At 61.8% G+C, this 11,480-nt stretch carries 6 protein-coding genes; all 6 read left to right on the forward strand.

Annotation, left to right across the window (positions count from 1 at the left end; all coding sequences use genetic code 11):
* Window position 1: 1 nt before the first annotated feature.
* The 6 genes from CCOS191_RS07495 to rfbH all read left to right on the forward strand — a co-directional run bounded on the left by CCOS191_RS07495 (window position 2) and on the right by rfbH (window position 11,472).
* Window positions 2–1,570, forward strand: a complete 1,569-nt coding sequence (locus tag CCOS191_RS07495) for a flagellar hook-associated protein 3 (RefSeq protein WP_046854653.1) — start codon at window positions 2–4, stop codon at window positions 1,568–1,570.
* A 141-nt stretch (window positions 1,571–1,711) separates the two neighbouring features.
* Window positions 1,712–5,284 carry a glycosyltransferase gene (locus CCOS191_RS07500; RefSeq protein ID WP_046854654.1) on the forward strand — a complete coding sequence of 1,191 codons (3,573 nt, stop codon included), beginning with the start codon at window positions 1,712–1,714 and terminating at the stop codon, window positions 5,282–5,284.
* The gene (locus tag CCOS191_RS07505; RefSeq protein ID WP_231867476.1) at window positions 5,265–8,075 is read left to right on the forward strand and encodes a glycosyltransferase; all 2,811 of its coding nucleotides are present in this window, start codon (window positions 5,265–5,267) and stop codon (window positions 8,073–8,075) included. The genes CCOS191_RS07500 and CCOS191_RS07505 overlap by 20 nt, the downstream gene beginning before the upstream one ends.
* A 253-nt stretch (window positions 8,076–8,328) precedes the next feature.
* On the forward strand, window positions 8,329–9,099 hold the full coding sequence (gene rfbF, locus CCOS191_RS07510) for a glucose-1-phosphate cytidylyltransferase (RefSeq protein ID WP_046854656.1): 771 nt from the start codon (window positions 8,329–8,331) through the stop codon (window positions 9,097–9,099).
* Window positions 9,081–10,157 (forward strand): CDP-glucose 4,6-dehydratase, encoded by a 1,077-nt coding sequence (gene rfbG, locus CCOS191_RS07515; protein ID WP_197541426.1) that lies wholly within the window; start codon window positions 9,081–9,083, stop codon window positions 10,155–10,157. The genes rfbF and rfbG overlap by 19 nt, the downstream gene beginning before the upstream one ends.
* A complete protein-coding gene (gene rfbH, locus CCOS191_RS07520; RefSeq protein WP_046854658.1) occupies window positions 10,150–11,472 on the forward strand; it encodes a lipopolysaccharide biosynthesis protein RfbH in 1,323 nt (440 codons plus the stop codon). The genes rfbG and rfbH overlap by 8 nt, the downstream gene beginning before the upstream one ends.
* Window positions 11,473–11,480 lie beyond the last annotated feature (8 nt).

Genomic DNA, 11,480 nt, shown 5'->3' on the forward strand with positions numbered 1-11,480 from the left:
CATGCGCATCTCCACTCCGCAGTTCTACGCCAGCAGCAGCGCCAACTACGAGCGTACTTTTGGCAATCTCAACAAGACCCAGCAAGAAGCCAGCGATTTCATCCGCGTGCGCACCGCCGCCGATGATCCGGTTGGCTACGCGCGTCTGTTGCAGCTCGAACAGCAGCAGAACATGCTCGACCAGTTCAAGGGCAACATCACCAACGTGCGCAACGCGCTGGGCTCCAGCGAAAGCACGCTCAATGCCATTGGCGCGGTGCTGCAGCGGGTCAACGAGCTGGCCATGAGCTCCGGCAATGCCGGCTTCACTGATGCCGACCGCAAGGCTAACGCCGCTGAGCTCGCCTCCCTGGAAGATCAACTGTTCTCACTGATGAACAGCCGGGACGAGAACGGCAAGTACCTGTTCTCGGGCTCCAAGGGCGACACCCCGCCTTACGTGCGCAACTCCGACGGCACCTACAGCTATCAAGGCGACCAGAGCAACCTCATGCTGCAGGTGGGCGACATGCTCAGCCTGGCAGCAAACGAGACGGGCTACAGCGCGTTCGAGCAGGCACTCAATACCAGCCGCAGCGAGACCAAACAGACAGCGCCACTTCCCAATGACGGTCGTGTCAGCCTGTCCAACGGCCAGGTGTCCGGTAGCGCAACCTACAACGACCGTTTCCGCAGCGGCGAGCCCTACAGCATCGAGTTCACCAGCAGTACCGAGTTCAAGATCCTCGATGCCGCTGGCAACGATGTCACCCTGGAAGCCAGCCAAGGGGGCAAGTTCGACCCTAACGGCGAAAACAGCAGCATCAGTTTCCGCGGTGTGGATCTGCGCTTGAAGATCGATTTCAAGCCGGGGGATGAAGCCAACCCGGACGCAGCCATCGCTGGCCATACCTTCAGCCTCAGCTCCAAGGCCGACTCGATCTCCGGTAGCCGGAGCCCGGGCAACACGTCGTCGTCGCAGGTCACCGATGCCAAGATCACCGACCCGACCGCCTACAAGGCCGCGTTCCCGGGGGGTGGTGCCGTGCTCAAGTTTACCAGCGCTACCGACTTTGAACTGTACGCCGCGCCAATGACTGCCGACAGTCGCCCGGTTTCCTCGGGAACCCTCAGCGGGACCACGGCCACCGCAGCAGGTGTGAGCTTCGAGCTGTCGGGCGCGCCGAGTGCTGGTGATTCGTTCGGCATCAAGGTGGATACCCACCAGAACCAGAACGTCCTCAATACCATCAGCCAGTTGCGCACCGCGCTGACCACGCCGCAGGACAATGACCCGGCTGCGCGCCAAGCCTTCCTCGCCTCGTTGGACTCCGCGATAGGTAATATTGCCAGTGCCACCAACCAGGTGTCGTCTTCCATCTCGGCGATCGGTGGTCGCGGTCAGGCCCTCGATGTACAGGCTGAAACCAACGAAGCGCTGGGCATCGAGAACACCAAGACCCAGGGTTCGATCCGCGACAGCGACATCGGCGAAGTGATGATGCGTCTGGAGATGCAGAAGAACCAGCTGACAGCTTCGATGCAGTCCTTTGCCAAGATTTCCAGCCTGTCTCTGGTCAACTACATCTGACCGCTATGTCACAAGGCGGCCGGCTTTTGCTGCCGCCTTGCTCTTTGCCTGACGCAATGCTGGGCAACGGGCCGGTCCAGGCCCGCACCCTGGCCTCGCGGACCCGCCTGGCCATTCGAACCATCGCTTGAGTGAGCTTCTGTGAACGCACAACCCCTCGTCAGTATCGCCATCCCAGCGTTCAATCCCGAGTTCTTCCGCACCACGCTGAACAGCGCGTTGACCCAGGATTACCCCAATCTGGAAATTGTGGTCTGCGATGACAGTGCGGGCGGTGAGATAGAGGCGATCTGCAAAGAGCTGAGTGAAGGTTCGAATAAGGCCCTGCATTACGTGCGCAACCCTCGCAGGCTTGGATTTGCCTGCAACCTGATGGCGTGTCTGGAGCGCTCGTCCGGAGACTTCATCAAGTTCCTTTGCGATGACGATACGTTGCTTGGGTATTGCATCAGCTTGCAAATCAAGGCGATGGAAGGCCGGCCGGGGGTCAGCATGGTTATAGGCCAGCGGCTGATCTGTGCGGCGGACGATGTGCTCCTGCCATCGCGCCCGCTCAACTTCATCATCTCGCCCGAAAGTGCGGTACTCAAAGGGACAGACCTGCTCGACAGCATCGCCGATAACGTCCCCAACCTGTTTGGTGGTATCAGCCATGCGTTGTTTCGCAGGGCGCAGGTCGAGGAATACCTGCCTACGCTGGTGCAGGATGGCCAGGGCTTCGTTGCGCGCCTTGATCTGGCACTGTACAGCTGCCTGCTGCGTCGTGGCGACTTGTGCAGCCTTGAGCAGATTCTCAGCCTTGAGCGCGTTTACCCCGGGCGCCTGAGTCTTCAGTCCACCATCATCGAGGCGGCCAAGGTTGAAACCGAGTGGCTGCGCCAGATGCTCGCGGCCCGTACAGGCGAGGCGGCGCCTTCGGCAGGTTGGGTGCGTTACCTGCCGCTGGCCTCTTATGCGGGAGGGGAGGGGCAGACGTGGGAAGAGGTGGACATGCGAGCCGCTTTTTCCAAGCAGATGGCCAACTACAACCAGCAAGTCGGTACTTACAGCCTTGATTTCACCGAGCTGTATGAGCAGTGGCTCGCGCACCGTGAGCTGTCGCCTGGTCAGGTGCGCTTGCTGCCCAAGCGTCTGGAGCTATGGCCTGTCATGCCGCGTATCGTTGCCGTTGTGTCGTGCAACGAGGGCGAAGAGGATGCATTGCGTACCACTTTGGATAGCCTGGCAGTGCAGTCCTATGCGGCGAGTCGCATCCTGGTGGTCGCTGCTGCGGATGTCGAAGGATTGGCGACAGATGTGCAGTTCATCCGACCGCGTGGGCACGGGTTTGCCGAGCTTGAGCAGTGGCTTGACGCTAACGATCAGGCAGAGTGGGTCTACCTGCTGCGTGCCGGTGACCGACTGCATCCTCACGCGCTGGTGATCATGGCTGAACGTATGGCGCTGCGTGACGAATGTGCCTGCCTGTACAGCGACGAAGGTAGCCATGATGGTCTGGCGCCTTCCCACCCGATACTGAAGCCTGATTTCAACCTCGACCTGATGCGTAGCCTGCCCTATGTGGGGCGGATGTTGGCCTTCAGATGTTCGACGTTGCGTGCCTTGGGTGGTTTTGATGAGCGTTTCGCCGCACTTGCGCCACATGACCTGTTGTGGCGTGTGGTCGAGCAGCAGGGGCTGCAGGCTGTGGAGCACATTGCCGAGGTGCTGGTTCATTGCAAGCACACCTACGCCGACTGGCTGGGTGATGAGCAGTGGCGAGAGCAGGCTGTCCGTGTGGTGCAGGCGCATCTGCAGCGCCTTGGGGTCGGTGCACAGGTGGACGCAATCGCCGGGGGTATGGTGTCCCGTGTCACCTACCAGCACGACCACGCTGCGAGCGTATCTATCCTGATCCATGCCGGGGCGCCGCTGCCGGTGTTGACCCGTTGCGTCGAGTCGCTGCTGGCCAATACCGCCTATGGTAGCTTCGAAGTGTTGCTGGTGGCGGACGAGCAGACTCCGGTTGATGTGCTTGCCTGGCTGTCGGCAATGGCTGGCATGGGTAGCGATCAGTTGCGTGTGGTTCAGGTTGCCGGCCACGGCCGGGCATCCGGCCTGAACCTTGCCAGCCAGCAGGCGCGAGGCGACTATCTGTTGTTGCTCGACAGCGACTGCGTGTTGTTCGACCCGCAATGGCTGCAGGAGTTGATGCAGCACGCCCAGCGTCCGGAAGTCGGCGTGGTAGGCCCCAAGCTCTTTTCCAATGATGGCAACGTTGTTTCTGCGGGCCTCGTGCTGGGGCTCAACGGCCTGGTCGGCAGTGCGTTCGTTGGCTGTGGGGTGAATGCCGACAGCTACATGAACCGCTTGGGCATGGTCCAGAACTGGAGCGCCTTGAGCCTCGATTGCCTGGTTGTGCGCAGTGAGCTGTTTGCCGAGTTGGGCGGCCTGGATACGGCAGCCTTGCAGGCGTCCCTGTTCGATGCAGACCTATGCCTGAGAGCACGTGAAAAGGGGTATCTGGTTGTCTGGACACCATTTTCCAGGGTGGTCAAGTTCCCGTCGGCGCTGCCGGACGCGCAGGTGGCGCAACCCGGATCTTGCGATGGTGACGTCTTCTTCGACCGCTGGCTGCCCTGGATTGCCTGGGACCCGGCCTACAACCGGAACTTGAGCCTGAAGCTTGCGAACTTCAACTTCGAGCCTGGGTTGCGCACAGGGTGGGACCCGTTCATGGCCCGTGCCATGCCTTCGGTGCTTGGGTTGCCGAGCAATACCTCGGCCATTGGTCACTACCGCGTGGTCCAGCCGTTCACAGAGCTGGAACAACGCGGCTGGATTCAGGGGCGTATCAACTACAGCACGCCTGGCCTGATCGAGCTGGAGCGGGAGAAGCCTGATGTGCTTATCCTGCAATGTCGCTACATGCCACACAGTATCAGGGAGCTGAGCCAGCTCAAGCGTTACTCGAATGCCCGGCGCATCTACGAACTCGATGACTATGTGATCGAGCCATCGCAGAAGAACGACCATGTGCGCAACTTGCCGACCAACATCCGCGAGCTGGTCAGCGAGGGCGTAGGCTTGTGCGATCGGGTCGTGGTGTCCACCGAGCCGTTGGCCGATGCGCTTTCGAGCATGCACCATGACATCAGGATCGTTCCCAACATGCTCTCGGCGTCCTTGTGGACGGGCCTGGCCAGCGAGCGCCAGACCAGCGCCAGGCCGCGTGTAGGTTGGGCCGGCGGAACCAGTCATCGCGGTGACCTCGAGTTGTTGCTGGAGGTCATCAAGACCCTGGCCAATGAAGTGGACTGGGTGTTCTTTGGTATGTGCCCGGAAATGCTACGGCCCTACATCAAGGAGTTTCACCCGGGGATTTCGTTCGCCGAATACCCGCGCAAACTGGCCAGCCTGAATCTTGATCTCGCGCTGGCGCCGCTTGAGCAGAATCTGTTCAACGATTGCAAGAGCAACCTTCGCCTGCTGGAGTACGGTGCTTGCGGTTTCCCGGTGATCTGCACCGACACCAAAGCCTATGCCGGCTACTTGCCGTGTACGCGGGTGAAAGACAACAGTACGGCGCAGTGGCTGGACGCGATTCGCATGCACCTCGCCGATCCGCAGGCCAGCTATCGACAGGGTGATGCCCTGCGTGAGGTGGTGCTGCGAGACTACTTATTGACATCGCACCACCTGCAGCATTGGGCCAATGCCTGGCTCGCGGACTGAATCTGGTAGTTGCGGGATGACCGCGCTCCGAACCGACATTTTTGAAGAGGGCACTATGGCCGAAATCACAACTGCACCGTGCACCGAGGTGACTGTCGTATTGCTGGGGCAGGGGCAGGCCGACTACCGTGCTCGTGCGCAGCACTATTACCAGAGCGCCGGCGTCCAGTGCCTGTCGCTTGACGTGCAGCCTCAAAGTCAGGCGGCGCAGCGTTACGGCGAGCTTCTTGGGCAATTATTGCAGCAGGTGACCACTCCCTACGTGGTGCTTGCCCACGAGTCTGACTTTGTGCTGGTTCCAGCCCTGCAGGCCGCCGTTGTCCAGCTGGAGGCGCAGGCGAGTGCCATTGCAGTCCAAGGCCATGCGCTGGGCTTCAGGACGGGCAATGCCCAGCTGACGTACCACAAGGTGGGGGGAGCAATGCCTGCACTGGAGGGCGAAGGGGGGTTGGCGCGTCTACGCCAGTATGGTCAGGCGCGCCGTCAGGCATGGCGTGCCGTCACCCGCCTGCCAGCCTTGCTGGCGGCGCTGGATCAGACCCCTGCGGGCGATGATTCGGCCGTGTTCTGTCTGGGGCTGTCATATGCGATCCTCGCCCAAGGCGAAGTCGCCCTGCTCGAACAGACCGATGTGCTGTGCAGCCTGGAATCCGAGGGTTGCGATCAGGTCTTGCGCGAGGAGCGCATGAATCGTGCATTGTTCGTTCTTCGTCAATGGGATGCCCAGGGGCAGGCCCTGTGCGTTGGCGAAGGTGAATTTGCAGTGCTCCATCGCTTCGTTCGCGGGACCTATGATCACGGCGAAGCGCCCCTGCTGTTCACCTCTACCTGGAGCAGCGTGATCGATGATCCTGAACGGCTTTTCGAGCGGCGCCAGTATGTCGAGATGCCTTACTACAACAGCGCCCTGTTTACCCAACTGACAGCGCTGGAGTTTCTCTGTCATGCCTTGCCGGCTGGCAAGGCGCAGCACGCGGCACTGGAAGGCCGCTGGGTACGCCAGCGTGATCTGTTGCAGGTGCATCCCAATGACACGCCCGCCAGTTTGCAATTGCGTTACTGGCAAGCGCTGGCGCTCGGACTGTTCGACCCGCAGCTCTGTCAAAAGCTTGTGGAGACGCTGGACGCAGAGCGCGATGGTGATCAATTGCGTGAGATACGCAATTGGCTCAAGCGTTTGCGACAAGTGCCGGGGGTTGATCATCAACCGCGCTTGCAGGCCACCCCGTCCGGGCGGTTGCTGGCGAGTATTGGCGCGGCGACGCCTGACGCTACGGCGCGTCAGCAGGTGTTGAATCACCTGTCCAGCCATCCCGCCGCGCAGATCGCCTTCGTGGTACTGGATCTGGAGAACGATGATGCGGCGTTGCAGGCTACTTTCGACAGCCTGCTGGCCAGCGGTATTCGCGACTTCAAGCTGGTGGTACTCAAAGGTGGCAAGCCGCCGGTGATCACCACTGCGCGCGATACCTTGCACTTTATCCAGGTCAATGACGGCAACTGGTTGGCGCATCTGAACCAGGTGGTGCGACAGTTGCCGAGCGAATGGTTGCTGTTGTTGCAGGCAGGAGACGAACTGCAGGCGGGCGGATTGCTGCACCTTCTGGTGGAGCTGGCCGAGTCGCCTGCTTGTCAGGCGATTTGCGCCAACGAAGTGCAGCGTGACGAGGAGGGGCGTCTACATGCCGTGAGGCGTCCTGGCGCGGATCTGAATCTGCTACGTAGCCAGCCGGGTCTGATGTCGCGGCACTGGCTGTTGCGTCGTCAGGCGGTGGTCGATCTGGGTGGCTACAGCGAAGCACATCGGCAAGCCCTGGAGTTCGACTTGCTGCTGCGACTGATCGAGGCGCAGGGGGTCGGTTGTCTTGCGCACCTGGATGACTACCTCGTCATCGCACAGCAAGCTCCGGCGGCACTGATGGATGCGGCGCAAGGTGCGCTCAATCGTCATTTGACCCAGCTGGGGTATCGCGCCCAGGTGAGCGAACAGCCAAACACAGGGTTGCGTATCGATTTTCGGCATGCAGCAACACCGCTGGTGAGTATTCTGGTGGCCAGTACTGGTGATCATGCCCAGCTCGAGGCCTGCCTGACCAGTGTCCTGCAACGTACTCGGTACCCGCGTTACGAGGTGCTGGTTGTGTGTGCCGAGAGCGAAGCGGAGGCGTTGCAGCACCTGGGGGGGCGCATACAGGTGTTGGTGGGCGAATCTGCTGGCTCGCGCAGTGCCTGGCTGAACCAGGCCGCAGGGCAGGCGCGCGGTGAGTACCTGGTGCTGTTGTCGGCGCAGTGCCAGGTCATCACGCCAGCCTGGATCGAAGCGTTGCTCAATGAGGCGCAGCGCCCGGAAGTGGGTGTGACGGGGGCGGCGCTGCGTACCGTCGATGGCGCCCTGGCACATGGTGGCTATGCCCTATTGGAAGGGCCGCAAGTGGCGGTGCCTTGGCAGGGCATGTCGGACGAGGAGTGCCGCAATGCCCGCTGGCCGGAGGCCGTGCGCGGTTGTGCTGGCGTTTCGGCTGACTGCCTGATGGTCCGCCAGGAGGTCTTCGCCCATTGCGGTGGCCTGCAGAGCGTGGAGGGGTCCGACCTTGACCTGTGCCTGGCGGCGACTGAAGCTGGCCAGTTGGTGGTGTGGACGCCTCAGGCACAGTTGCAGGTAAGCGCGTTGCCTGTACCGGGTGAGGGCCTTGCGCTCGAGCTGCAGGCTCGCTGGCCGGCGGCGTTCAGTGGCCGAGACGTACAGGTTCCTGCTTTGGCCTGGATCGACCAACTCCGCCGGGGCTTGTAAGCCAGGCGGTTTATTGGCGGGGTGCGGCGCCAGTCGCCGTATCCCCGTTTTGCGTCACCTTATCCTCCCGGCATGTTCCGATGTCGCGCAATACCATCCTACCTCCCGCCCATCGCCAAAAACCTCGTAAATCCTTTGCATGACTGAGCGCCAACGGAATTGGCAATATTTTTGCTTTGGAAGTCCAAGTAGCTGAATTGGTCAGTATTTTGTCAGCCCGTCCAGGGCAGCGGCCTTCCAAGGTAAGTCGACAATGAAAACAGTCATCCTGGCCGGCGGCCTGGGTACACGCATCAGCGAAGAATCACACCTTCGCCCCAAGCCAATGATCGAGATCGGCGGCAAGCCGATCATCTGGCACATCATGAAGATCTACTCCCATTACGGGATCAACGATTTCGTGATTTGCCTGGGCTACAAGGGCTACGTGATCAAGGAATACTTCGCCAACTACTTCCTGCACATGTCCGACGTGACTTTCGACATGTCGGAAAACCGCATGCACATTCACAACCGCAACGCCGAGCCGTGGCGGGTGACGCTGGTGGATACGGGCGAGAACACCGCCACCGGCGGGCGGATCAAGCGCGTGCGTGACTACGTGGGCGACGACACCTTCTGCCTCACCTATGGCGATGGCGTGGCCGACGTCGATATTCCGGCGTTGATAGACTTCCACAAGAGCCACGGCAAGCTGTCGACGGTCACTGCGGTGCAGCCGCCTGGGCGCTATGGCGCGCTCGATGTGCGGGGCGAGCAGGTGCGGGGTTTCCAGGAGAAGCCCCTGGGCGACGGGGGTTGGATCAACGGCGGTTTCTTCGTGCTGGAGCCTGGCATTTTCGACTACATCGACGGTGATGACACCACCTGGGAATACGAACCCATGCGCGCGCTTGCGCAGGACGGCCAGTTGATGAGCCACACCCACCGCGGCTTCTGGCAAGCGATGGACACCCTGCGTGACCGCAATTACCTCGAAGAGCGCTGGAAGTTGGGAGAGGCGCAATGGCGGGTATGGCCGTAAGCCGCGAATTCTGGGCCGGGCGTCGGGTATTCCTGACCGGCCACAGCGGCTTCAAGGGTGGCTGGCTGGGGTTGTGGCTCAGCGAGCTCGGTGCTGAAGTGTACGGATATTCGCTTGCCCCGCAGACCCAGCCGGCATTGCACCAGAGCATTCGCCTGGCTGAGTGCCTGGCGGGCGAGTTCGCCGATATTCGCGACGCCGAGCAGCTGCGTCGCAGCCTTCAGGCATTCCGACCCGAAGTGGTCCTGCACCTCGCCGCGCAACCGCTGGTACGGGAGTCTTACCGGACCCCGGCGGAAACCTACGCCACCAACGTCATCGGCACCCTCAATCTGCTCGAGGCCGTGCGCCAGTGTGACACTGTGCGCGCTGTGCTGGTGGTGACCAGCGACAAGTGCTACGAAAACCGCGAGTGGCTATGGCCCTATCGTGAGCAGGAGGCCCTCGGTGGTCACGACCCATACAGCAGCAGCAAGGCCTGTGCCGAGCTGCTATGCGCCTCATGGCGTGATTCCTTCCTGCGTGAGCGCGGTATCGCGCTGGCGACCGCCCGCGCCGGCAATGTGATCGGCGGCGGCGACTGGTCGGCCGACCGGTTGCTGCCGGACATCCTGCGTGCCTGGGATGCGGGCGAGTCGTTGACCCTGCGCTATCCGGGCGCGGTGCGTCCGTGGCAGCACGTGCTCGACCCGCTGCAAGGCTATCTGCTTCTGGCCCAGGCGTTGGTCGAACAGGGCCAGGCGGTTGCCCAGGCCTGGAACTTCGGCCCCGACAGCGAAGGCACGGCCACCGTTGGCGAGGTGGTCCAGGCCATGGCCGAGCGATGGTCCGGCGATGCGCGTTGGGCGGTCGAATCGCTCGACCAGCCCCATGAGGCGGGGCTGCTCACCCTCGATTCATCCCGGGCTCGCCAACGTTTGGGCTGGCGCCCGAGCTGGGGCTTGCCGCAGGCCCTGCAACGAACCCTCGATTGGCATCGTGCCTGGCGCGACGGCCAGGACATGCAGCAATACAGCCGTGCACAGATCGCGGAACATGAAGGCGAAAACAATGACTGATCAAACGGCGCAGCAGTTGCGCCAGCAAATTGCCGAGCTCGTGGGCCGCTATGCGGAGTTGGAGCTGGCGACCCCGCAATTTGTACCTGGGCAGCATGCCATACCGCCGTCGGGCAAGGTCATTGGGGCGCCGGAGCTGCAAGCCATGACCGAGGCGGTGCTCGATGGCTGGCTGACCACCGGCCGTTTCAACCAGGCCTTCGAAAAGCGCCTGGCCCGCTATCTCGGCCGCCGCGGCGTACTGACTGCCAACTCCGGGTCATCGGCCAACCTGCTGGCGTTTTCCGCGCTCACCTCGCCGCGTCTGGGCGACCGTGCCATTGGCAAGGGTGACGAAGTCATCGGTGTCGCTGCCGGTTTCCCGACCACGGTCAACCCGATCCTGCAGTTCGGCGCGGTGCCGGTGTTCGTCGATATCGAGATGGGCACCTACAACATCAACCCGGCGTTGATCGAAGCGGCTATCGGCCCGCGTACCAAGGCAATCATGCTGGCCCACACACTGGGCAACCCGTTCAACCTCAAGGTGGTGCGCGAGCTCTGTGACCGCTATGGTCTGTGGCTGATCGAGGACTGCTGCGACGCCCTGGGTGCCACTTATGACGGTCGCCAGGTTGGCAGCTTCGGTGACCTGGGAACGCTGAGCTTCTATCCGGCGCACCACATCACCATGGGAGAGGGCGGGGCCGTGTTCACCGACTCGCCATTGCTCAAGCGCATCGTCGAGTCGTTCCGCGACTGGGGGCGGGATTGCTATTGCGGTCCAGGCGAGGACAACACCTGCAGCAAGCGCTTTTGCTGGCAGCTTGGCGACCTGCCGCAAGGTTATGACCACAAGTACACCTACTCGCACCTGGGCTACAACCTGAAGATCACCGACATGCAAGCCGCCTGCGCCTTGGCGCAGATGGATCGGGTGGATGACTTCATCGCTGCGCGCAAACGCAATTTCGCCTGGCTCAGCGATCGCCTCGCCGGGTGCGCCGAACAGCTGATCCTGCCCCACGCGACACCCAACAGTGATCCCTCCTGGTTCGGCTTCCCGTTGACCCTGCGCGACAATTGCGGCACCGATCGCCTGGACTTGCTGCGCCACCTTGATGCACACAAGGTCGGTACGCGTTTGCTGTTTGCCGGCAACCTGACCCGACAGCCCTATATGAAGGACCAGCAGTACCGCGTGGCCAGCGATCTACATGTCACCGACAAGGTGATGAAGGACACGTTCTGGACGGGTTTGTGGCCAGGGCTCGGCGAAGATCATCTTGAGCACGTTGCCGGCACGATCGAACAGTACGTGCGCAGGTTGCGTTGATGAACTGC

The organism is Pseudomonas sp. CCOS 191 (assembly GCF_001007005.1).
In the GTDB taxonomy this organism is placed as follows: domain Bacteria; phylum Pseudomonadota; class Gammaproteobacteria; order Pseudomonadales; family Pseudomonadaceae; genus Aquipseudomonas; species Aquipseudomonas soli.